At 42.3% G+C, this 24919-nt stretch carries 18 protein-coding genes; 12 read left to right on the forward strand and 6 right to left on the reverse strand.

Annotated features, from left to right (window positions below; translation table 11 throughout):
• Positions 1-523 precede the first annotated feature (523 nt).
• From MUCPA_RS26795 to MUCPA_RS26805, 3 genes are all read right to left on the reverse strand, one after another.
• On the reverse strand, positions 524-1042 hold the full coding sequence (locus MUCPA_RS26795) for an LLM class flavin-dependent oxidoreductase (RefSeq protein WP_008510706.1): 519 nt from the start codon (positions 1040-1042) through the stop codon (positions 524-526).
• 125 nt (positions 1043-1167) lie between these two features.
• Positions 1168-1905: a pirin family protein gene (locus tag MUCPA_RS36430; protein WP_008510708.1), complete on the reverse strand. Its 738-nt coding sequence runs from the start codon at positions 1903-1905 to the stop codon at positions 1168-1170.
• 162 nt (positions 1906-2067) lie between these two features.
• Positions 2068-2793 carry a hydrolase gene (locus tag MUCPA_RS26805; protein ID WP_008510710.1) on the reverse strand — a complete coding sequence of 242 codons (726 nt, stop codon included), beginning with the start codon at positions 2791-2793 and terminating at the stop codon, positions 2068-2070.
• Between the two features lie 124 nt (positions 2794-2917).
• Here MUCPA_RS26805 and MUCPA_RS26810 point away from each other — a divergent pair, with 124 nt between their 5' ends.
• Positions 2918-3517, forward strand: coding sequence for a Crp/Fnr family transcriptional regulator (locus tag MUCPA_RS26810; RefSeq protein WP_008510712.1), 600 nt, complete (start codon positions 2918-2920; stop codon positions 3515-3517).
• 974 nt (positions 3518-4491) lie between these two features.
• On the forward strand, positions 4492-6084 hold the full coding sequence (locus tag MUCPA_RS26820) for an MAC/perforin domain-containing protein (RefSeq protein WP_008510716.1): 1593 nt from the start codon (positions 4492-4494) through the stop codon (positions 6082-6084).
• A 109-nt stretch (positions 6085-6193) separates the two neighbouring features.
• Here MUCPA_RS26820 and MUCPA_RS26825 read toward each other — a convergent pair whose 3' ends face one another.
• Both MUCPA_RS26825 and MUCPA_RS26830 read right to left on the reverse strand, forming a co-directional pair.
• Positions 6194-7093: an IS3 family transposase gene (locus tag MUCPA_RS26825; RefSeq protein WP_157544057.1), complete on the reverse strand. Its 900-nt coding sequence runs from the start codon at positions 7091-7093 to the stop codon at positions 6194-6196.
• Positions 7015-7536 (reverse strand): helix-turn-helix domain-containing protein, encoded by a 522-nt coding sequence (locus MUCPA_RS26830; RefSeq protein ID WP_008503751.1) that lies wholly within the window; start codon positions 7534-7536, stop codon positions 7015-7017. Before MUCPA_RS26830 ends, MUCPA_RS26825 begins: the two co-directional genes overlap by 79 nt.
• Positions 7537-7685: 149 nt before the next feature.
• Between MUCPA_RS26830 and MUCPA_RS26835 the strand changes: the two genes are divergently transcribed.
• The 10 genes from MUCPA_RS26835 (at position 7686) to MUCPA_RS26880 (ending at position 23900) form a co-directional block, all read left to right on the forward strand.
• A complete protein-coding gene (locus tag MUCPA_RS26835) occupies positions 7686-9221 on the forward strand; it encodes an IS1182 family transposase (protein ID WP_008507703.1) in 1536 nt (511 codons plus the stop codon).
• 285 nt (positions 9222-9506) lie between these two features.
• Complete coding sequence (locus MUCPA_RS26840; RefSeq protein ID WP_008510719.1) at positions 9507-10103, forward strand: RNA polymerase sigma-70 factor; 597 nt, start codon at positions 9507-9509, stop codon at positions 10101-10103.
• 91 nt (positions 10104-10194) lie between these two features.
• The gene (locus MUCPA_RS26845) at positions 10195-11184 is read left to right on the forward strand and encodes a FecR family protein (protein ID WP_008510720.1); all 990 of its coding nucleotides are present in this window, start codon (positions 10195-10197) and stop codon (positions 11182-11184) included.
• Positions 11185-11405: 221 nt separating this feature from the next.
• Positions 11406-14801: a TonB-dependent receptor gene (locus tag MUCPA_RS26850; RefSeq protein ID WP_169316208.1), complete on the forward strand. Its 3396-nt coding sequence runs from the start codon at positions 11406-11408 to the stop codon at positions 14799-14801.
• Positions 14802-14819: 18 nt separating this feature from the next.
• Positions 14820-16790 (forward strand): DUF4397 domain-containing protein, encoded by a 1971-nt coding sequence (locus tag MUCPA_RS26855; RefSeq protein WP_008510723.1) that lies wholly within the window; start codon positions 14820-14822, stop codon positions 16788-16790.
• Between the two features lie 8 nt (positions 16791-16798).
• A complete protein-coding gene (locus tag MUCPA_RS26860; RefSeq protein ID WP_008510725.1) occupies positions 16799-18298 on the forward strand; it encodes a hypothetical protein in 1500 nt (499 codons plus the stop codon).
• A gap of 14 nt (positions 18299-18312) precedes the next feature.
• Positions 18313-21666, forward strand: a complete 3354-nt coding sequence (locus MUCPA_RS26865) for a TonB-dependent receptor (RefSeq protein ID WP_008510728.1) — start codon at positions 18313-18315, stop codon at positions 21664-21666.
• A 20-nt stretch (positions 21667-21686) separates the two neighbouring features.
• A complete protein-coding gene (locus tag MUCPA_RS36435) occupies positions 21687-22664 on the forward strand; it encodes an IPT/TIG domain-containing protein (RefSeq protein ID WP_008510729.1) in 978 nt (325 codons plus the stop codon).
• 5 nt (positions 22665-22669) lie between these two features.
• Positions 22670-23044: a Kelch repeat-containing protein gene (locus MUCPA_RS26875; RefSeq protein ID WP_008510730.1), complete on the forward strand. Its 375-nt coding sequence runs from the start codon at positions 22670-22672 to the stop codon at positions 23042-23044.
• Between the two features lie 253 nt (positions 23045-23297).
• Complete coding sequence (locus MUCPA_RS26880) at positions 23298-23900, forward strand: YdeI/OmpD-associated family protein (RefSeq protein WP_008510732.1); 603 nt, start codon at positions 23298-23300, stop codon at positions 23898-23900.
• A gap of 164 nt (positions 23901-24064) precedes the next feature.
• Here MUCPA_RS26880 and MUCPA_RS26885 read toward each other — a convergent pair whose 3' ends face one another.
• Positions 24065-24637, reverse strand: coding sequence for a uracil-DNA glycosylase family protein (locus MUCPA_RS26885; RefSeq protein ID WP_008510734.1), 573 nt, complete (start codon positions 24635-24637; stop codon positions 24065-24067).
• Positions 24638-24919: the final 282 nt, after the last annotated feature.

Below are 24919 nucleotides of genomic sequence, written 5' to 3' on the forward strand. Positions count from 1 at the left end.
CTTCGCTCGTTTTTACTGAATGTTGTTGTCATTGTTTTCATATTTGATTATAGGTCAAAGGTAAACCCTTGATCCAAGTGAGCCGATAGGCCAACGTTCAAAAAGTATCCGCTAAACGTTCAATTTTAATCCAATAAAGGTATCTAACACAATTACAGAGATGGTCGGTATACTTGATACAGCTCTAAAACTAATATGCTGTATCCAGGTACTGTGTTGCTTTTGGCTAATGTAATAGTTGCTTTTTTTAATTGATAAAGCAAAAATCCTCGAAATCTATACTGACACTACAAATATTTACTACAAACGCCGCATCCTTAAATCCAGCGCAGAATTTTTTACTTTTGTCCTGATGGACGATGTTTCGCCTTTAGTGAATTATGTGACCAAACAAATGCCGCTCACCAAAGCGGAAGAAGATTTTTTGGCTTCGCTGTTAAGAGCGAAGAAAGTTAGGCGGAAGCAGTTTCTTGACCAGCCCGGTTTTGTTTCCAGGTACCGCAATTACGTAGTGAAAGGTGCGCTAAGGACCTACATTATTGGTGACGACGGTCCTCGGATAAACCGGGAGGTTATTCAAAGCAGGCCTGTACCTGCCGGACCAGGTGACAAATTCATTATCCCGTATTTTCAGCAATAAGCCCAATTTTTCCTTGAACAATTGGTCATAATCCTTAAGTTCAAATCTGAATAGCGGATAAGCTTCAATGGACGAACCACGGCCAACGACAATCTCTGCCCTTCCTTTAGATATTAAATCAAGCGTTGCGAAATTTTGATAAACCCGGACAGCAGCGCTTAAAACGGTTACCGCACTTGTTAAGTGGATGCGTTTGGTTCTTGCAGAGGCTGCACTCAGGATAATAGCCGTGGCAGAATCTAAAAACTCTTTTTTGTGGTGTTCACCGATACCAAAAACATCAAGCCCGACCTGATCGGCCAGTTCGATCCTATCGAGCAATTGCTCCATAGCATCCACACTGCTTAAGGTGTTATGGGTACCATACATTGCCGAAGCAAAACTGTCTATTCCTATTTCCATGATGGTAAAATTATATATTACAATAGCGGTTTTAAAAAATTGGCTGCTGTTTTAGGAGCAACCATTTCTTATTGGCGAGTACCTAACTAAAAGACTCCTGATCAATAAAGACATAAAATTCTCAGTTAGCTCCAAACCGTTTTATAATTTGGAACTGACGGCGTTTCAATGTAAAACAGTTCACCATCTATCTCGAACTCCACTTCCAGGTTTTCAAGATTTGAAATTCGAACCGCATCATCTGTTGTTAAAGCGTTACCATTGATGAGGGTATCGCCTTTTAAGACATAAAACGTATAACTACTGCTTTTATTTAGTTGTAAATTATACTTACTTTTCTGATCGAAAAAAAGGCGTTTGATCGATAACCCTGGCGTAAGCACATCGGCAATACTTCCTTTTCCGACATAAATGATTGTTTTAACTCCATTTTCAATTATCGGTTTAAAATCTTTGCTCTGATAATCAGTATATGACGGCGCTTTTTTTACGGTCTCATAAAAATTAGGATCAAACCAAATTTGGAAGTTTCTTGTTCCCTTAGTAATTCTCTCCTGGTGCTGAAGTCCACTATTCGATTGAATAACCTGGAAATCTCCTGCTTCTAATGGTGTCCAAACTTTTGTCGCCGTGTCGTAATGTGCTACACTTCCTTCTAAAATAAAAGTCATTATTTCAAACCCTTCGTGCGGATGCAATCCAAACTCACATTGGTCAATTGCCCGTGCATGACTCCAATAAAATAAACAGGAATAAGGTTTAACTTGAGCTTGTGCTCCGGTAGCTACTGGTTTGTTTGCAATAAAATTACCATTGAATATTGTTCTATTAAACTGGTCTTCTTTTTTTAATAATTGTAACATTTTTCTCTCCTTTTTTAATGTTGTAACCTACAGAAATTGGTAATGGACTTAAGCCGTATTATATAATGACAAAAGCCGTTTAAAAAAATGGTTGCTTTTTCAGGAGCAACCATTTCTTATTGGCTTAGTATTTAATGTATCATTAGGATACAGGGCCACGTATTATTTTTCTGATTTTGCAACTTCCTGTGCTTTATAGTATTGTTCGATAACAGCCTGGAAATTAGGTACCATTTGTGCCAGTATTTTAGCAAAATCTCCGGCTTCTTTCCTTCTCCAGTCTTTCATCAATTCTGGAAGCACGGCACCACAGGTTACCGGGATAGCGCCTGCCTGGGTTAAGCGGAGCATAGCCAGGTTATGGGCTTCAGGCGTGATATCTCCACTGGCATCAGCAACTGCATAAACAGTATAGCCTTCTCCAAGTGCAGACAAGGCAGGATACACTACACATACACTGGTCCACATACCGGAGATGATGATAGTCTTCTTACCTGTAGCTTTAACTGCATTAACGAATTCTTTGCTATCCCAGGCATTGATTTCTCCCTGTCGGATAACATACTTTGCATTCGGTGCATTGTCTTTTATCTCAGGAAGTGTAGGACCGTTTGGTCCTGTCGGAACTGATGCAGTATAAATGGCGGGGATGTGCAAGAGTTCGGATGCTTTTGCAAGAGCAACAAGATTTTGCCTTAATTCTCCAACCGGCATGCTGTGGACGGTTTGAACTAAACCACTTTGATGGTCTACAAATAAGAAAACAGCGTCATCCGGATTGATCAGCGTAGTTTTTTTCTGCTGTGCGTTAGTTACTGTAAAACTCGCGCTTAAAACGAATAGGATCGATAGCGCTTTTAGAACTGATGATTTGAATAATTTTTTCATAAATTTATTTTTAAAAGTTATAGTTATTTACTGGCACAAAATTAGACCTTCGCATGCGTCACTGAAATAATGTACCTTATTGAATTGGCTTAACATAGATTAAGAAATAACTAGACTTACCCTAATGACTGATCCAAAATTTGACACCGCCTCGCTCGAAAACCATGTTAAAACCTATGTGAGTTTAAGCGAGGATGAAGTCTTGGCGCTAAATTCCCTGGCTCAGTACAAAAAGGTAAAAAAGAATCAATACCTCATTCATGAGGGTGGAATAGCAGCCATCAGTTGCTATGTATTGAGCGGGTGCCTTAGGACTTACTTATTAGACAATAAAGGGATAGAGCACATTCTTGGATTTGCAACACCTGGCTGGTGGACAGGAAGTTTGCAGAACTTCTATGATGACAAACCAAGCGAACTGAACATCCAGGCCATCGTTGACACGGAGATCTTATTCTTTACAAAGGAGACCAAAGAAAAGTTGTTGTTGTCAGGTGCAGTTTTCGAAAAATACTTCCGGATTTTGACCGAACGTTCATTAATTCGTTTTCAGGCCCGCACGATGGAAATCCTCAGCCTTAGTGCAGAAGAGCGCTATTGGAATTTCTATAACAAATATCCTGACCTGATGATGAAGTTGCCACAAAAGTACATCGCCGGTTATATAGGCGTTACACCTGAATTCTTAAGCAAGATGAAAAGCAATGGCTTACGAAAGCCGTAAACTTGAAATCCCGGATAAAAAAGAGGTTTTCTCAAAAAGGCTGTGCCTTTTTTTGTTAGAAGCGGGTATTTTTCAATACAATAATTGAAATTTATAGCTCCTAAAAACCAATTTCAATCCCTACTGGACATTCCGGAGGCAATTGACCACCCCGTTACGGAATAGCAAACAGTTGATTCCGTAAAACTTTGATCATATTAATTTATTTATTGCTGATTGCGGTTTCCCTTATTGCCTACGATACCCGGTGGTCCAAAGCGCACGAATGGCCTGGTCAAGCCTCGCGGAATATCAAGCCTTACACGTCCTCAAACGCTAATTATCACTTCTTTAGTTTTTCTTTTAAAAATGACAGTTTTTTATCAAAAACTGTACCTGTGTTAGGTGTAATATGCTGTAATCAGAAAGAAAAATTTTATAAAAAAGAGTATAAATAAAATTTTGATTTTCAATTATTTATGCTTATCTTAAAATTCGTACCTCAAAGCCTGTAACTTTCTGATAATCATATTCTAAGTACTGTATCGGCAAATACGCCGACCAAACAACACAAAATATCGATAATTCATGTATATAAATATATGATTATTAATAAGTTGTATTATTATCTTGTCCAAATTCTTGGATAATTAGCAATGCTTTCTTGTTTTGGTTACCTAAGTTGTTACTCAAAAATATCTCTTTTTGAGATCGGAAATTTGAGGAGAAATTAAGTTGCTTATAAACCCTTATTGCTCCTTATATAAGCTTAAATCACCTTAAATGTGGGAGAATTACGACTGATGTTCGAAGAAAAAATATCAGTAGTAAAATCTCCGGTTATCTCCCCTGAACGATATTAGCACTTATACAAGATGGTGAACATACGAACACGAGTTTAAGAATTATGATATCTTGAAAAAAATATTTTATATTAAAAATGTAATTATATAATTATATTTTATATTTGATAGTAATATTTACCAAACTTCAATATGAAAAAATTACTATTCTTAATGGTCGTAACGACTATGCTTTGGTCATGTAAACGTTCAACAGACGTTGTACCTTCTGACACTTTTAAAACCAATAACGACCTGACTAAATCCTTTCCTGGTGCAGATGGTGTAAATGATGTCCTGGGTTACGGATTGGATGTCACTGGCAACTTACAAGATATTAACAGTCAATCTAATGTTCCCATCATTGACATGGCTCGATTCGTCAATGATTATCCCAACGGAATTGACAAAAACAACACTACTGCAGGTACAGACGTTAGCTTTGCCGGTGCTACAGTACTGGAATATTTGCAAGATATTTCTACTAATCAGGGATATGGCATTAGCGGTAGCTTTGGGGCTACTACAGCCACCTCGGATAATAAAAATCCAGTATCCTTTACCGGAAGCGTAAGTAAAAACACATCCGACGAAAATAAAAATGGCTACTCAAGCAGATATTCGTATGCAACATACGAATCTATACAAAGAATTAGAAGGTTGCAGTTTACCAGTGATATTTCTCAATCTTTGCTAATGTCATATCTAACGCCGCAATTTCAAACTGATATAGCTAACATGGGGGCTGATGACCTAATTGCCAAATACAGGACACATGTATTGTTAGGCATTGATATAGGTGGGATTCTTAAGTTTGATTACAGCGGTTCTGATTACAATACAACTGATTACTCTAAAAAAACATCAGATATAAAGGTAGGATTAGGGGTTAGTGTACTTAACATCATCGGTGTTAATCTTAACTATAACAGGAATTCAAGTGAGATAACTCAAATAACAAATTCAACTGCTGATAGAGAATACAAGGTAAACTTTTATGGAGGCTCAAACGCAGGCACAACTATATCAATTGATAAGGATGGCAATCCTAGTCAAGCTATAAACCTTGGTGCCTGGCAACAAAGCATTACTCCTTACAATGCTGCATTAATTGGTGTAGTAAAAGCTGTGTATATTTACGATTTTATTGCTGACCCGAATAAAAAGGCCCAAGTTAAGGCTGCGGTTGAACAATATATTCAAAGTAAGCAGCCAACAATAATTACACAAATTGCGCAAGGTAGCGGCATTCCCACATATTGGGCTTCAAGGTCTATATTTTTGTCTGGCGTAATGCCCGCTGATGCTATACACACGAGCGATCAGCCCATACTATCATCAGACGGAATAAACACAATATATTCACAAAACCGTGCTTATAGATTCGTTTTACAAGGTGACGGAAACTTGGTTTTGTACAATTCCGCTAACGTAGGCTTGTGGGACAGCAGAACCAATAGAAGCTCATCCGGTTGGACATATAGATTATATTACGCACTTGATGGCAACATTATACTAAGAAAAGTATCAAGTACAGGTGCTGAAGCCGACATTTGGGCATCTTACACAGAAGCCCCTGTTGGAACTGGCGGGACTGAGAACGCGCGCCGGGCATATATGTGGGTTCAAAATGACGGAAATGTAGCCTTATATTATAACGGCTTGAATAATGGTCAGTACTCGTTAGAATATTCAACAGCTACTGATGGTGGGAGAAAAAGTAGCAGACCGGGAAGCTTTAAGTAGTATCGGTAGTTGGCGTGTTCTTCTGTTGAAGGACATAGTTGAAATTTAAGGTCAAAAAAAAGAGGCTGTCTCAATGGTGTGACCCCAAAAAGTTGGACAGTTTACAAAATTAAGTTTTTTGTACGAGAGCTCGGTATTCCACCGGGCTCTTTCCATTTAACCTGTTTTTTATTCTTTCATTGTTATAGTAATGAATGTATTCTTTTAACGAAGTTATAAATTCTTCCGCAGTTTCAAAGCTCTGTTTGTACAGTAATTCTGTCTTTAAGATCCCAAAGAAGCTTTCGGCCAAGGCATTATCCAAGCAGTTTCCCTTTCTGGACATGCTTTGAATAATTCCATGTTTTTCCAAAGCCTTTCTATATCCATAATGTTGATATTGCCACCCTTGGTCAGAGTGAAAAATAAGTCCCCTTATATCTTTCACTTTATCAAAAGCCTCATATAACATTTCATCTATCATCTGCATATTTGGAGATTTTGAAATACTATAAGAAATGACTTCCCCGTTGAACATGTCAATTATAGGAGATAAATAGATCTTCTCCCCTTTAATGTTCATCTGAGTGACATCCGTAGCCCATTTCTGATTAGGCAGATTTGCCTCAAAATCCCTTTCAAGTACATTAGGGGCAATTTTACCAACCTCACCTTTGTATGAGCGATAACTTACTTTCCTGATATTGCATTTTAGGCCTAATGTTCCCATCAATTTTTGGACAGTCTTGTGATTTATGCTATAACCCCGGTTCTTCATTTCGGCGGTGACCCGCCGATAACCATATCTGCCTTTATGCAAGTGGTATATACTTGCGATCTCTTCTTTTTCATGCTTGTATTTATCATCATTTAGGCGCTTGCGATGATAATAAAATACAGAACGAGCCATCTGTTTGCAATCCAATAGAATTGAAACATCATGTTCGGGCCTTAGTTCTTCGATGGCTTTTGCCCACTCATGCGTTCGCGGGCTTCTTTTTCCTTGACTAAGGCCGTGACTTTTTTTAATAGTGCGTTCTCCGCCCGCAAACGGCTATTTTCCGCCTGGAGCTTCTCTACTTCTGTTTCAGGTTCAAGCTTCTTTGATCTTCCCATGCATTTAGGTGGTCGTCCAGGATTCTTTTGCTGGTATAGTACTGCATATCCCTCAACCCGTACTGATCTTACCCAGCGCTCTAAAGCAGTCTTGCTTAATCTATATTCCAGAACAACCTGATTTAAAGGTACTTTTTTTTCTATGACAAGCCTTACAACTTCTTCTTTGAAATCAGGCGTGGGCTTGACGTTAGGTTGTTTGAGCAGCCCACTTTCGCCATAAAGATCATATTTCCGAACCCATTCCAATATCATGCCTTCACGGATATGGCGTTCGCGGGATATCCGTAGAATCGGCTTTCCCTTTCTTACTTGAGAAACTACATCAAGTTTCTCTTCAAATGTGTGCTTTGACATAAATAATAAACCCCAAAAGTTTTTGTCTAACTTTTGGGGTTCACTTCACAAAAAGGCAGCCTCTTGTTAAAAAAAAACGGATGTTTTCAATTAAAAATTTTGTATATTCATTTGAATTTCAGATATTTAAGTATAAATAGTTATGATTTATGGCATCCGGAAAACCAACTTTCAAGCCCTACTACCAATCCCAGGTCATGGCCATTCCGCCTACCTTAGATGAACTTGTAGCAAAAGGTCATCCTGTTCGTATTGTAAATGATATTGTTAACAGGATCAATATACAGGGTCTTTTGGACGCTTATCATATTAAGGGCACCTCAAGCTACCACCCACAGATGTTGCTAAAAGTTTTGGTTTATGGCTATGTCAGCAACGTTTACAGCAGCAGAAAGCTGGAAACGGCCTGTAAAGAGAACATCAACTTGATGTGGCTGAGCGGAATGAGCTATCCAGACCACAATACCATTAACCGTTTTCGTGGTGTTCGCCTTAAGGACGCCCTGCGCAGCGTTTTCGAGGAAGTAGTAAAACTGTTAGCCGAAGAAGGCCTGTTAAGCATTGAAGAAGTCTATACCGATGGCACCAAGATAGAGGCCAATGCCAACAGATACACTTTTGTATGGAAAAAGGCGATCCAGACCAATAAGGAAAAGATGAAAAAAGCGCTGGGTGAAATCTGGGAATATGCTCAAAGTATAGCCAAAGCCGAAGATAACCTCCCTGAACCACCGGATTTTACGGATATCAGCCCAAAAAGGGTACAGGATACGGTGGATACGCTCAACGCGGTACTGGCCGAGAAGCCCCATACCAGTAAAAAGATGAAGGCAAAGCTGAAATATGTAAGCAGGGAATACCCCAAGAAAATAGCCGAATATGAACGCAAAGAGGCCATTCTGGGCAATCGAAACAGCTTCAGCAAGACCGATACCGATGCAACCTTCATGCGGATGAAGGAAGACCACATGCAGAACGGACAGCTTAAAGCAGGCTACAACGTTCAGATCTCCACATCCAACCAGTTCATCGTCAATTACACCATCCACCCGAACCCCACCGACACCACGACATTACAAGCGCATTTAGAGCAACACAAGGCCAGTTATGGTAAAACCCTGGAAACTATTACTGCAGATGCCGGTTACGGAAGTGAAGAAAATTATGACCTGTTAGAAGCCCGGAATATTGAAGCCTATGTTAAATATGGGATGTTCGATAAACAGCAGAGCGAACATTACAATACCAAGCAGCCATTTAGTGCCGACAAACTGTTCTATGATCCGGCCCAGGATTGCTACATCTGCCCGATGGGACAAAGAATGCACTATATCGGTGATGGAAAGCGAAAAACAAGTACCGGCTTTGAGCAGACCAGCAAAAGGTATCAGGCAAAGAATTGTTCTGGCTGTCCATTAAATGGGGCCTGCCATAAATCTCAGGGGAATAGAATTATAGAGGTTAACGAAAATCTAAAGCGACATAAAGCAATAGCGTACGGACTGCTCAATAGTGAAAAGGGCATCGAAAAACGAAAGCAGCGATGTTATGATGTTGAACCAGTTTTCGGAAATATCAAACAGAACCACGGGTTCCGCCGCTTTATGCTCCGCGGCAAGGAAAAAGTGGCAATCGAATGGGGGTTATTGGCAATTGCACAAAACATCAGGAAAAAAGCAGCTTAAAAAAGCTGTTTTTGTGCCTCTTTTGAAAATAATCGGTTTAGAACAGCAAATTAAGACGGTACAGTCAAAGGATAATATAAAATCCAAAAAAACATAAAAAAGGCCATCTCAGTATTTTGAGACAGCCTCTTTTTTTAATGGATAATAGTAAATCTTCTGAAGATTTCTGTATCGGCAAATAGGCGTATTTCTCGATTATAATTCAACTAAGAGTTAATTTATAATTTCTTAACCTTTGATTAATATACATCGTATTGGATAAAGTTAATTTTGTCGCATATTAAAATGGCAGAGAACTTTAAGGCGTTAGACGATGATAAATTGGTTTATGAATACCGAAATGGTAACATAACCGCCTTTAATGTACTCTTTGAACGCTACTTTAATCAGCTTTATCAGTATGCTTTCCGACAAACTCAAAATTCAGAACTCTCTGAAGAATTAGTTATGGATCTGATGTTGTGGTTATGGACTAAACGGGAAACCATCGATGTAACCGGAGATATGTCATCCTATCTTTTTAAAGCCATCAAAAATGCCCTATTTAATCATGTGAGGAAAAAAGCAATTAAATCAGTTTCTATTGAACTCCATGATAATGATCGTCGTTTTGTTGATACTGCGGCCGATCAAACGTTAGCAGTTAAAGAATTAAGGGAACAATATCATCTTCAAATAGAGCGTCTTTCACCTCAGCGAAGGCTCGTTTTTAATTTAAGCAGGGAAGAGAACCTGACCTATCCTCAAATAGCCAAACAATTAAATCTCTCCGTTAAAACGGTAGAAAACCATATTAGTTCATCCCTGCGTTCAATACGTAAGAACCTGGCCCACTATGCAGATTTGGGTGTAGTACTCCTTGTTATTAAATTGATAAAATAATCAACTGATTTTCAGTAAATTGTAAGTTTGTTTCAATTTGCATTAAGGGTATCGCCTCAAATATGTGCTTTGTATATTGAATACGCACATCATGAACGATCAGGAAGTCGATAAGGAATTAATTTCAAGATATCTTAAGGGACAATGTACACCGGCCGAAGGGGAGTTTGTACAAGACTTTTTGAAGGATCCCGATTCCCGGAAGTTATTTGATGAGGTTTTTAATGAAGACAGTTTAAGAGGAGAGGAGTCAACCCCTGAACAAATGTCGGAATGGAAGGCTAAATTCAACATCCGCTTACAGGAAACCGACGAACCGGTTCAGGTCCGTCCGATCAGGAAATACAATTTTCTAAAATACGCCGCAGTGTGGGCCGTGATGGTGCTCAGCGCGGGCGCTATCTTGATTAGTAAAATTAAGGCTAAAAAACCAACCATCAGCCCGGCGTACGAGGTAGTAAGCACAAAAAACGGTCAGATTACAAAAATAACATTAACTGATGGCAGCGTAATCATCTTAAACGCTTCCAGCCGGCTTAAATACCCCACTGCATTTAATGCTAAGGCAAGAGAAGTATTTTTAGATGGGGAAGGATTTTTTGAAGTTGTACATGATGCAAAACATCCGTTTATAGTTCACGCTACGCATTTTAATGTACAGGTATTAGGAACCTCTTTTAACATCAGGTCGTATTTTAGTGATAAATACGTATCCGTGGCGGTCGCTACCGGAAAAGTTGGCGTATTAACTCATGGTTATCCAACGCATTTTCTTACACCTGGCGAACAGCTTACGTTCAATAGTGTAACGCAAAAAATGACTAACTCGGTCATTCCCATAGCAAATATATTCGCCTGGCAAACGGGTATGATTATCGCAAAAAATGAAACGCTTGAGACTATAATGCCACAAATTGAAAGGTGGTACGGTGTAAAGGTGATTTTTAAGAATCCTGAAGCCAGGAAGATCCGGTTGAGCCTTAAGCAAAAATACGACACGCTTCAAAACATCATGAAAACACTTTCTATAGCGGGCGAATTTCACTATCGGGTTGAAAATAAGGAAGTAATTGTGTGGTAGAATCCATGCTGATATTTTAAATAATCAACAATTAATCAAACAGGAGATATATGAATTAATCAAGTACTAACCTTTTTATAAAGGGTCATAAGTAAGAAGCGGAAGAATCTCACCTCCTCCGCTTCAGTAAGCTTCATGATCCATCGGAGTTCACCCAATAATCATTAAAAAAAGCTATGCACAATTCTACAAAAAGAAGTGTAATTAAACTATTATTTATTATGGCCAGATTCACATTTCTGGTACTCGTCGTCAGCCTGACTCTTACCGGGATGCTTTTAGCATCAACTGTAAAGTCGCAAAATTTGGATAACGTTAAAGTTTCGCTTCATTTTAATGAAGCTGGCCTTGATAAAGTATTGAGCAGCATTGAGCAGCAATCGGGCTTTACCTTTACCTATGCCCCTAAATTACTTACTGTTCCCGTAACAATCGATGTAAAAGAAGCATCCATGAGAGAAGTTTTGAAATTGCTTTCTCAGAATCAAAAGCTTCAATTTACACAGGTCAATTGGACGTTAACCGTTAATAAAATACCGCCACCGGTAATAGGTTTTATCGAAGGGGTAGTTATTGACGCCAAAACCAAAGAAACATTAATAGGCGCAACGATTTCTGTTTCAGGCACCACTAACGGTACACAAACCGATATTAACGGGCATTTTAAATTATCCGTTAATGAAGGGAATTATGACCTGGACGTTAAATATATCGGCTATGTAACCAAACATATTAAAGGTATTCAAATTAAAGGTAAGCAGGTAACATTGCTAAATCTTACTTTAGAGGCCTCATCAAACGCGCTGTCTGAGGTGGTCATACAAGCCAGAAGGCGGCTGATCTCGGAAGCCGCTGTGTTAAACGAGCGCAAGAAGTCGGCTACGGTCGAAGATTTGATCTCAACCAGGAACATCGAAAAAACCGCCTCAATAACTACTACGCAGGCGTTGCAACGGGTATCTGGTGTAACGGTTACCAATGATAAATACGTTTCCATTCGCGGTTTGGGAGACCGGAATGTTATTGGTACAATCAACGGTGCCAGAATTACAAACGCCAACGCGGATAATAACAGCGTGCCTCTGGATCTAATTCCTGCTGGCTTGCTCGATAATATAGCCGTTTTTAAAACACTTACGCCTGATAAGCCGGCTGATGCAGCAGCCGGTATTGTGGAGTTGAGAACAAAATCGTTCCCGGATACTTTAACGTTAGTTGTATCGGCTCAAAATGGGTCTAATTCAACGGTAGGTTACGGCGGACAGATCAATTCTTTTTACAATTCCGATCTGGGCTTTCTTGGTCAAAACGTTCAGAAAAAAAATCTTTCTCAAGACTTTATTAACCTCGCTAACGAATTTCCCGGCCTTGCAGGCGCTAACGGTTACAGCTCTGGCGAAGCAATCCGCAGGTTTCTCTATACCAGTGGTGCAAACGTATCCTCCTATCAGGAAGCTTTACATATCGATAAAATTCAAAAAAGCTTCGATCCGGTATTAACAACATCCTATAAAACAGCACAGCCTAATCAAACCTACAATTTAGCGTTTGGCAACAGCTATAAGTTTGGTAAACAAACCATAGGTATAGTAGCGGGGCTAAACTATTTTTACCGTACAGAAGAAAAGCGTAATACGCAGCTTAATAATTACAGCATCTACCAGGGAGTAGGTTTTAGGTATCCGTTCTCTATTCCGGCAACAAACACAGCAAATCATGTGGAATTGGAGCCACAACTAACGCAAACCGAAAACACGGGACTGGAGACACTTAATTACGGTGGCCTGTTCAGCATCGGTTACAGGCCGATGGAGGGGCAGGAAATTACCTTGAACTACATAGGTAATAAAGCCGCCGAAGCACAGGGTTCCAATTTATTTGGTGAATTTCCAAGTTCGGGAACAATACGACCCGTACTTAACCAGGTTAACAGTTTAAGGCAAGAGGAAAGAACACTCAACACCTACCAGGCAAGAGGTGCGCATAAACTGGGAAGTGGGCCTTATGCTACACAAATTGACTGGAACGCGAGTATAAGTAAAGGATTACAGAACGACCCGGACTACCGTTTTACGAGTGTGGTAATTGATAGCAACTACTATGATTACGTAAAACGGGCGCCTAAGCAAAATTTTTACGCATTTCTTACCGGTACCAGGGCTGCGATTGTGGCTGGCGGCCAGGTTTATGATCCGAATAACCGCGCCTATCGTACTTTGAACGAAAGGAATCAGAATTACCAGGTAGACCTGTCACAACCTTTTAAAGCATTAAAGCAAAAACAATTGTTTAAAACAGGTTTTTACTATTTGAATAAACAAAGGGATTACCACGAAAATATACAAACGCTACCATCGTCGGCAGCGCTTTTTAATGCAGGCGGCGATTTGAACAAGATGATTTCGGCAGATCAGATTGGCTTGGAAAATGGCACCAGTACCAATTATGAAGGGGGCGGAAATCCAGCCGGCTTTGTCTATCAACTGGCTAAATCAACCAACAATTATTCAGGAAGTTCTGTGGCCAAGGCTGCTTACGGCATGCTTGATCTGCATATCACACCAAAGCTGAGGTTGGTAGGTGGTGTCCGCTTCGAAAAAACGGACATCCATGCTTTGATCGATACGGCAGGTACTGTTGTTACAACCTCGGGGATATACAGTTCGACACTGACCCCGACCCCATATCGCCCTGACTTTAACCCAAACATCAACTACAAAACCAGCTGGGTTCCGTATTATTCCGCAAACATGATCTATTCTCCTAAGGAGAATATCAATATACGCTTTGCGTATTCCAGTACGCTGGCCAGGCCAGAATTACGGGAGCTTATACCTGTTACACAGTATGACCCATTTCAATTTGCCATTGTTACAGGTAACCCGAACCTGCAGAACCAGCGAACCAATAGTTTCGACTTGCGTACCGAATGGTTTAGCGGTAAAGGCGAAGTGATTTCTATCTCGGTTTATGATAAAACGATTCATAACCAACTAACCAAAGCATTCAGCAATGACTCCACAGGAACACAAACCACAGGTTATAACTTCCCCCAGGTAAAATACTATAACGACACCGAAACCGGGCATGTAATGGGTATTGAACTGGAGGCCAGGAAAGATTTGGGAACGCTGACTCCTTATTTGAAAAATTTCTTTATCGGCGCCAATATTTTGCTGGCAAACAGCTATATCCAGAAAAACGCGGAGAGGTTAGCTGCCTCCAGAACCATTGACAATTCGTCTCCCGGCAAAAGTCCGCTGGAAGGGCAGCCGCCTTATTCACTGAATGTCAGTCTGGATTATGATAACCCTAAAACAGGTACAAGCATAACTTCCAATTTTAACATAATCGGAGAACGGCTGGTTCAGGTGGTACTCACCGGCGAGCCCGATATTTACGACCGTCCCGCACCTGTGCTTGATTTTGTGTTAGCGCAAAAATTATTTAAACGCTGGGTTATTAAGGGTTACGCTAAAAATGTTCTAAATCCGGCATACAAAGAAGTATACACCAATTACGGTAACGGCGGCAAATACTTTGGCCAGGAATACATCAGGCGCAGCTACTATCGTGGCGCTGATTTTATGCTTGGCGTGAGTTACAGCATATTTTAATCACTAAAAAGTATTCACATGAAATTGAGAAATTATAAGATAAACAGGTATTCGGCTTACCTGTCCATCATGTTCCTGGTGTTAGGAGCTTGTAAAAAAGACGGTATTTTGCCACCACCCATCCAACCGGCGCCGCTGGCAGCTACCTCCGGATCGCTTACCAGGATTTTAAATTTTGGTTATGATGCCGATTTAATTATCAATAACCGGCTGCTTACAAATAACATTGCAAGTACTTATCTGGATGTTAATTCGGCACTGGGCTTACCTTCAACAGTTGCTTTCCCTTCCGGTGGCCTTTGGAGGCACAGTCCGGGTACTTTCGGCCAGCTTCCTGGCGGTAACCCAATAGCATTGCCGGATTCTGTAATTAGCAATGGAACGGCCACGGTAAAAATAAGATATGTAAGATACATCCTTTCAGGTAAGAATACCCTGGATAGTTTAACCACTGTCATCAACACACCATCTACGGTACCCCAGGATGTATATTACTACCTGGGGAAAACCGATGCAAGCTATTATTCGGGCTTCAGCAAAGGCTTTACTGCAACTTACAGTGCAAGTACGGATGTTAAGCCTTTTGGAGTACAGGTGGCCACCTTTCCGCGCGACATTGTACCGCCATCCAACCCTCAAAATTTCAAAATCAGGGTAATTAACCTGGGTTCAACCGCGGCCGGTACAAACCTTACCGGGAATGGCGGTGTAACTTTATGTTATGGCGACGGAACACCAGTGGGCGGTAATACGACTGGTGTGATACCCGGAACAACCGGTGGCTATGTCGAAGTTCCTTACGGCACGTATTACTTCAGGCTAAAAAATGCACAGGGGTTATTACTGCCTGAGAAATATTATATCGCTCCAACCACTGCGGCCGGAGCAGTTACCGGCGAATTAGGTGTACAGCCTATTTCCAATTACTTTACATATACCTATGGAGGCACTAATTTTTTACAGATGAGCACCACTGTAAAAGGGTTATTGACAACCAATATGCCTTTTTCTCGCATCAAAACATACCAGCCTGGTGGCATATATAGTATTGTGATATCGCCAAGGCAATTTACGCCTGGCACAGGTACCTTCCCGGTAGTAAACCCATATTATTATAATGGTTTCGAGCTGGTTCAGGATGTAACTCCCCCTGCTAATTACGGTTACGGCAAAGTTCAGATTGTTAACGCTTTGCCCGGTCGTGCTACCGTGCAGGCTTCTATAGATGGCGTAAACTTTCCTTCGTTAAACTATGGGGCCGACCCAGGCGCTGATAGTTATATGGTATTCCAGCAAGGCAGCCATACGCTAACCGTTCGCGACGGAAGCAACACGGTCATTAACCAAGATTTTGCGTTGCAAGGCGAAAATAATTATACGATATACCTCTATGAGAATGCTTCCGGCGTTCCCTCAACTTTGTTCGTTAACAACGACCTCGCGTTTAGTGTGTATATCAATGCAAGCACTGCCGCAGCTACACAACTGCGCCAATCAGGTAGCTTCCAGGATTTTTATGCTACTCATGTGGTGTTCTTAAACCTCACAGCCGATGTGCCAACCGTTAGTTTCAACCGTTCTGCCACAACTACAAATACCAATTCAATATGGCTTAATACGGTAACCCCGGATGTAAATAACAACAATCACTATTTTGCGCAGGGTCAATATCTGGGGAGCAATATCACCTACACCCCGGTTGCCAGCAGCGCTGCATCAAACTATTATTTTATTAACGCATTTGCGGTGCCATTAAATTATAAGGGAAACCTGCCTGCCACTACGGGATCGGCAATATCTACGCCTTTTTTGGCAAGTACTGCCGATAACAAATATTTTGCATCCTATCCAGCCGCTATGAATTACCTACCTGTAGGGCAAAGTTATATTGAACATGGCGTATACACGGTAGCGTTGATTGGCCGCAGTAACCCAGCTGCACCATCCACACAACAACTCAGGTTTTTAGTGATCAAACACATTAAATAGAGATCGAAATGAAAAATATATATAAAGCAAATTATCTTCTTAAAGCGCTATTATTAATAGGCTTTTTTGGAGGAGTGTTAACTTCCTGCAAAAAAGATGCTGCTGTATTGCTACAGGATGCCGCCTATGTGCGCTTTTTTAATGGTATCACATACTACCGTTACAATTCAGCGGATAATGACGACGCCGCTGCCCGTTATTTACCGCCGAATGTAACCAGCATTAACACTGTTGCTAATTTTTATAATGATGGCCCCATATCGGGTAACAACCCTGCACCAATACAGTACCGTCAACCAGCACCGTTGGTGTCGTTCTTTGTGGATCCTCAACTGGACGATCAGGGGCTGCCGGTTTCTGCTGATGTAACTGCCGATTTTATAGGGACGCAAAAAACGTACTATACACCGCAACCGGATGCCGTAGGCGACCCAGTGAGTACCATACAAGGAGATTTTCCGGGTGTGCAAGGTGTTGAACGCGCCCCGGTTGTCGGGGGAGTTGATCTCTCCCGTTGGGCAAGGATAAAATCAGGAAAACATCGTTTTCTTATTATTTACAGAACTTTGTATAACACCGATAATTTGGTATATACCAATACCGGCCAGCTTGACCCTACTGCCCGGGTAACCTATTATAATTTAACGCAGGCTCAAAAGGCCGCATCCATTAAGGGTACCTATTTAAAAACTACTGTAGCAATGGATACCACGGTTAACCTGGATGCCCACGCCGTCTACACCGTGAAAATTGTAAACAAAAACAAATTCAATCTGGTTCAGTTCGGTACGGGTTTGGGATCAGCAACAGGTTCTACAGCTCCGTCAAATTATAACCTTCTGGTCAGGAAAGAAAACTTCGAACAGCAAAATCTTTCGTCCGGGAAATTATATGTGCGTTTCTTTAACAATACTAACGATGCACAGATATTACCCGACCAGTTCGATGTGTATCACCGGGTAGCGTGGTTTACCAAAAACGATGTTGTGTATAATCCGTTAACGGGGGCATGGGTTGCTAAAACCAATTATACACCCAAACGTTTTTCGCAGTTTGAAAAGGTGGCCACGGTGTCCGGACGTTTCCTGAACGACGCGGCACTGGCGCCTTATGCGGCAATAACTGCTATTCCAACAGATTCGCTTTTGTATCCTGACGGTACGTTTATGGGGCCAACGCGACTTGTTAGCTCAGAAATACCGGCTCCGATATCCGGGTACTCAAGGCATGAACTTTATTTTTACCCGGTAGGACAGGGCCCGGTGCTGACCGGAAACCCCAATAACGATGTTCCGGGTACCAACGTCTTACCTGCAGGAAACGCTAACCTTTTAGGTTTACAACTGCAGATGCCCATTTTTAATGGAAATAATAAATATTACAGTAAGCCGGTGCTCAACACCATAGACCTTAACACTAATTATTTAACCTGGAACACCTTTCAGTCTATTTTAGGAAAGTCTGGAAGTAATATTAAAATAAGCCTCATCCAGGAACAAATCCAATAAAGCCGAAAATTCACATGAAACGATATAAAAAACATTTATATAAACTAATGCTTGCCCTGATGCTGATAGCTACCACGGGAAGCGTTAAGGCGCAGGAGACCTCGGGAGAGTTGCGGGGTACAATAAGAGATGAAAAAAAGGAGACGGTGATAGGCGCTACTTTACAGGCGGTGCATGTGCCATCGGGTACCAAATATTCTACGGCCAGCGATGTGAATGGCAGGTTTGTACTGCCGGGTTTACGGGCTGGTGGACCATATCGTTTAACAATTAGCAGCATAGGCTATACCACTCGCATCATCGACGACCTGAACGTACGGTTAGGTGCAGGCGACCCGCTGGATGTGGTGTTAAACTCCAACAGTAAGCAATTGAGCGAAGTGGTTATTAAAGCCGCGCCGGGTGCCGCCAGGGCAAACAATTATGGCGCGGGCACCAATATCTCGCGTGAGCAGATCAGGGTGCAGCCCAGTATCAGCCGTTCTTTACAGGACCTGACCAAGCTTTCTCCGCTTTCTACAAAAGACAATTCCTTTGCGGGAACCAACTTTCGTTATAACAACATCACCATAGACGGGGCAGTGAATAACGACGCGATCGGCTTTTCTCCATCTGCTGGTGGTATCACCGGTACCTCGGGTACACCCGGCTCATCCACCCGTGCCAACGTCATCTCGCTTGACGCGATCCAGGATGTGCAGGTTTATGTGGCACCATATGATGTGAAGCTGGGTAACTTTTCCGGCGGTTCTGTTAACGCAGTAACCCGTTCGGGTACCAATCAGGTAGAAGGCTCGGTTTATACCTTTGGCCGCAACAGCACCATTACCGGTAATGATAAACTGGGCGGCAACGGCAAACTACCCAACAGCTTCCATGATTACCAGATCGGCGGACGTTTGGGTTTCCCGATCGTTAAAGATAAACTGTTCTTTTTTCTTAATGGCGAATACGCCAACCGGGTTGATCCAATCCAGAATGCAGCCGGAACAGCAGCCTCGAATGGGATACTTAGCCTGCAGGACGCTCAAAAGATCACCTACTTTCTGCAACATCCGGGTAGCCAGCCGGGTGATAACCCCAGCCGGGCTGCTTTTGACCCTGGTACTTATGACAATACCAGCATTTATGCCAAAAGCACCAAAGTGTTTTCCCGTGCCGATTGGAATATCAGCGATAAGCACCAGTTGTCGTTACGTAACAATACGATCACCTCGGAAGCAACCAACCTGGAACGTGATCAGTTTGACTTTAAGTTTGGCGGCATCAGCTACCGGGAGAATAATAACCAGTCATCTACCGTAGCGGAATTGAAGAGCCATTTCAGTAGCAAATGGAACAACAGCCTGATAGCGGGTTTTACGTATAACCATGATTACCGTACGCCCTCCAGTAACCCAGAGTTCCCGCAGGTACAGATCCAGGGCCTGACCCCGGGTACCACCATTTTTCTGGGAACAGACCGTGAGGCCAGCCTGTTCAACCTCACCCAAAAAACCTGGGAGTTTACCGATAACCTCACCTGGTACAAAGGGAAGCATACGGTAACCATCGGTACCCATAATGAGTTGTACAATATCGACTATAACTTTGTCAATTCGCCCAATGGCCGGGTAGATTACCAGTCGGGCGTAAACGGAACTACCTTCAGCGGCATCGATGCTTTTTTAAACTCGCAGCCCACACGTGTGAGGGGCAATTATAATTATAACGATAACTCGCGGGATTACCTGCTCAATAACCCCTCGGCGCAGTTCCGCATTAACTTGTATTCTTTGTATATCCAGGACGAGATCCAGATCAACGACCGGCTGAAACTGACCCCCGGCCTGCGTGCCGATATGGCCGATGTACCGCAAAAGCAAAACCTGTCGTTAAAAACGCAAAACGCCGTTACGGATAACGCGCTATATAGTCAATACTCAGATTACGGCTATACCCCGGCAGCAAAAATTACCAACAATTACTTCGGTACCCCTCAGCTATCGCCACGCTTAGGTATTAACTGGGACGTTAAAGGCGACCGCAGCCTGGTGATGCGCGGCGGCATTGGTATGTTTGTGTCCCGTATCCCATTCGCATGGCTGGGATACGCTTTCTATAACAACGGCGATACCTTCGGTGCTTATGATGCCAAAGCGCAGAACACCGCCTTCAACCCAAATTACAGTCCGCTTACTGCGGGTAACCAGGGTATAGCCAGTTTTGCGGCAGGTAACGGGCAACTGGTGAACAACCCACAGTCGGGCCAGACCCAGGTCGACCTGATCGATAATCATTTTAAAATGCCTAAATCACTCAGGACAAGCCTGGCCGTAGATTACAAAACCCAAAACGGTTATAAGTTTACGGTTGAAGGAATGTATACCAAGGTGATCAAAGACGTGCTTTTCCAGCAGATCAACCAAAAGGACGCGGTAGGCTATTACACTTACGATACGGTGTCGCGCAAGCAACCAATTTTTAGCGGTGCGGCTACTGACCCAAGGTTTACCAACATTTATTTATTGAGTAATACCAGTAAGGGTTATAAATATAACCTCACCTTCCAGGCCAGCAAGACTTATGATATAGGCTTTAACTGGAGTGCAGCCTATACTTACGGGCAAGCCAAGGATGTGAGCAACGGAATCCGTAACAGTTTGGAAAGTAACTGGCAGTTGAACCAGGCGCTTAACCCAAACAATCCCGATCTGGCCTACAGCAACTTTGATATCCGGCACCGCATCATCAGTAACCTGGGTTATGCCAAAAGCTATAAATCAGGATCAACGGCAGTGTCGGTATTTGTATCGATACAAAGCGGCTCGCCGTTTACTTACGGTTTTGTGAACACTTCTATACAGAACACCGGGCAGCAGGTGAGTTTAGCCTATATCCCTAATGTAAACGAAGCGGTTTACTTTTTTAAGGACTACACCGATAACGGCGGAGCGGTGCACACCGCAACCCAGCAGGCGCAGGCATTTAATCAGTACATTGACGGAGATAGCTACCTGAGTAGCAGGAGGGGTAACTTTACCGAGCGTAACGGAGGCCGCACGCCCTGGAACTACCAGGCCGACTTGCGCTTTATCCAGAACTTTAACATCAAAGTACATGGCAAAACACAGGTAGTCACCCTTACGGCCGACATCCTGAACTTTACCAACGCGCTGAACAAAAACTGGGGAGTACAGTACTTTTCGCCTAACACGTTCAACTCCACAGCCAGTATCGGCCTGTTGCCGAGCCTGAACGGGCAGAACAAGATCCAAACCCAGAACGGTTACCCGGTTTACACTTTTACCAATCCAGGAACACCGTATTCCATAGATTACTTTTCTTCCAGGGTACAGGGGCAACTCGGTTTAAGGTATAGTTTCTAAAATCATTTAAACATTAAGACATGAAAAAAAATATCTTTTGTTTCCATTTATTGTTGGCGATCACTGTTTTATTTGCCGCTTGCAAAAAGGATCAAATGGACAATTCAAGTACCGATAACTCCCCGGTGGGGCCGGTTATCAATAACTTCTTCCCCGCTGCATTTCAAGCCGGTGACACCGTGAACATCCAGGGCGTCAACTTTAGCAAAACACTGAGCGACAACGCGGTTACCTTTGGTGATTCCACTTCAAAAACACCGGGAACTGTTATTGCCGGTAATAATTTACAGCTACAGGTTGTTGTTCCTGCCATTACCAAGGGAGGCCGAATCACTGTCACTGTTAATCAGCAGTCGGCGGTAAGCGCCAATTATGCCTACAGTCAATGGAAACAAGTAACAAGGCAGCCGGGCGATGTAACAGCTTATGGTTTTTCTTTTACGTTAGGTACTAAAGTATATTTCGGTGGTGGAGAAAGCGTTCCGCCGTTTTCCGGGTCGAGCGCCATCTATTATAAAAGTATGTACGCCTATGATACCGTTGCCCGGTCATGGTCGCAAATGGCAGATTTTTTGGGCACGGCGCGCAGCCATATGGCATCTTTTACTTTAAATGGTAAAGCCTATGTTGGTACAGGCGTAACTATAGGTTACGGAGCTACTGGTTCTATCACCTCCAGAACAGAGTATAAGGACTTTTACGAATACACGCCGGGAACGAATTCCTGGCGAAAGGTAGCAGATTTTCCGGGAACGGGCAGAATTGATGCTACAGCTTTTTCTATAAACAACAAGGGATACGTAGGTTTAGGCGCCTCAAGTCAAACTATCTTTGGTACATTATTTACCTGCTACCAGGACTTTTATAGTTTCGACCCAGTTGCCAATACCTGGCTCAAGCTTGCCAATTACCCGGGTACGGCAAGGCGGTTAACCGCTACTTATGTTTATAAAAATATAGCTTATGTAGGCCTTGGCCGACGGCAACAACCCCGTTAATCAATGTGGGCCTTCCGGACTTTTATACCTTTAATCCTATTTCGGCAACCTGGACTGTGAGTACGCCAGCGCCTACGCCGCTATACCGCGCTGGTGCAATTGCTTTTGTTTATGGCAATAAGACTTATATTGGCAGTGGTAACTACTATTTAACCGGAACTAATAACGGTATCATTGGTGAGTATATCCCCTATATCTACGATCTTAATGCCAGTACCTGGTCTACAGGACTTAGTATACCAGTGCTCATGTATGATGCCACCAATGAATCTGCGACATTTGCGTCTCCCGGAGGCGGTGGCGGTGGATTTGGATCAACCGATGGCCTGAATTATTTTTACAGAGGGAACGCCAATGTGATCTGGCAGTATAAACCTTAAATCGGATAATAAAGCAAATTTTCATAGCAGAATTAATATTTGATGATATAAAGGGGGGCGAAAGCCCCCCTTTTTTATAGTATGGTACAAGTGACAATTATTTGTTTGCTTTTTTTAGCGATCGGTATTTTAATAATAACGTATTGTTTTGACAGGCTTTTTTATTCAACTCACCGGAAAGAGAATTTTCTATCCGGTAGTTTTCAATTTCATTTATGCTATACTAACTTTATGTTATTTAAGATGAATAACGATGGAAACCTATAAAGATGGCGTAGCTCTTTGTCCGGTTGAAAACAGGGAACAGTGGCATCAATGGCTGAAAGAAAATCACCATAAAGCTAAATCTGTATGGCTGGTCTATTATAAACCGGGCTCTGGTAAAACCAGGGTGAGCTACGACGACGCAGTAGACGAGGCAATATGTTTCGGCTGGATAGACAGCAAGCCCAATAGCCTCGATGAGAATCGTTCGATCCAGTTTTTTGCTCCACGTAACCCTAAAAGCAATTGGAGTAAGATCAACAAGCAGCGTGTAGAACGGCTATTGGCCGACGGTAGGATGGAAGCAGCCGGGTTACAAACTGTATCGGTGGCTAAAGCCAGCGGAAGCTGGGATGCACTGAATGACGTTGAGGAAATGATGATACCGGATGACCTAAAGCATGCACTTTCATCGGTACCAGAAGCCATGAAACATTTTACAGCATTCCCGCGTTCGTCGAAAAAAAATATATTAGAGTGGCTCCATAATGCCAAGCAGCCTGACACCCGGCAGAAGAGGGTACAGGAAACAGCAAAACTTGCCGCGCAAAACATTAGAGCGAATCATTACCGCCAGCCGAAGAACCGTTAGCCTCCGTCAAATATCGCTTTTGGGATTAGTGTGAATTGCACATCATTGGATTGATCAGATGGTTTATTACCGATAATTAATAACCGGATATTATGCGGACAATACGGTATCTGAATACCTCCACCTCTTTAATTTACAACGGGCGTAACTTGTTGCATGCGATGTTAAACCTGGTTTTTTTGGACTGTTTCTCTGATAACCTTCACTACCTCACTTTCAAACCAAGGGTTTTTTATTTGCCATATTTTGTTTCTGGGAGAAGGATGTACCAGTGGCAAATAATGTGGCAAATAGTCTTTAAAACTTTTTACGGTATCTGTTAACGTGGCCTTTCGAGAATCTTTTAGATAATAATTATGTGCATACTGACCTATTAAGATCACTAACCTTATCTCAGTCGTTTGGTCAAAAACAAGTTTATGCCAAAGCGGGGCGCACTCCGGCCGGGGCGGCAAATCACCTGTTGTGCCCTTTCCGGGATAGCAAAATCCCATTGGCAAGAGTGCGAATAATTCCGGATCGTAAAACTGTTCTTTACTTACCCCTAACCAGCGCCTGAGTTCGTTACCGCTCAGATCGTCCCACGGTATACCGCTGTTTTGTACTTTTTGCCCCGGTGCCTGACCAACAATTACTATTTTTGATGTCCTGCTTGCCTGCACGATGGGTCTGGGTACATTGGGCAGGAACGATCTGCAAACGGTGCAACTCCTTATTTCGGCGAGCAATTTATCCATTTTGTAAATGTCTTAAAAACTAATCTGTATGGGCTAAAGCAGGAATTATTGAAGAGCCTTATTTTAAAGGCACTGACAATGGTTTATACATTAGTGGCATTAAATGAGCTTTGCTTCACATTTCTGACTTATTTCAAGAGCTTGGTTATCAATCACATCATTGTGTTTGCTAAACCTGCGGCAAGGCTGGAAAATGAACAGACGGTAAATCAGCCAAGCTTTTTTGAAAATGATAACACCCTGTATTTGTTCATCAGAATATACAAGGTAGTAAGTTTACAG

Source organism: Mucilaginibacter paludis DSM 18603, assembly GCF_000166195.2.
Taxonomy (GTDB): Bacteria; Bacteroidota; Bacteroidia; order Sphingobacteriales; family Sphingobacteriaceae; genus Mucilaginibacter; species Mucilaginibacter paludis.